Origin of the sequence: Paraburkholderia sp. BR10937, from assembly GCF_040965695.1 — a bacterium.
GTDB lineage: Bacteria > Pseudomonadota > Gammaproteobacteria > Burkholderiales > Burkholderiaceae > Paraburkholderia.
The window spans coordinates 1-329 of sequence record NZ_JBFRCL010000183.1; the positions used below are offsets into that span (position 1 = coordinate 1).

At 52.9% G+C, this 329-nt stretch carries 1 rRNA gene; it reads left to right on the forward strand.

The features are described from left to right. Positions 1–96: ribosomal RNA gene (locus AB4Y44_RS42555) — 23S ribosomal RNA — on the forward strand; the annotation flags it as partial. Positions 97–329: the final 233 nt, after the last annotated feature.

Here is a 329-nt window from a genome sequence, read left to right on the forward strand (position 1 = left end):
AAGGGTCGTTCGAGACCAGGACGTTGATAGGTCAGGTGTGGAAGCGCAGTAATGCGTTAAGCTAACTGATACTAATTGCCCGTAAGGCTTGATCCTATAACAGGTGTGCCTCCCTCCCGCTGGGGAGTGAAGGACGCACAGGTTGAGATCACGTGTCGGTCTACGTTAATGCTTCAGCATTTACGTAGAACCCACACTATGTGTGTTGTGCCTGAAACAACACAACCCCAATTCAGCAGCACCCTCTTTACGCTTCTTCCCGATTGGCTGTGGCGCAGAACCCTGCGACGCAGCAACCCGTCAAGCCTGATGACCATAGCGAGCTGGTC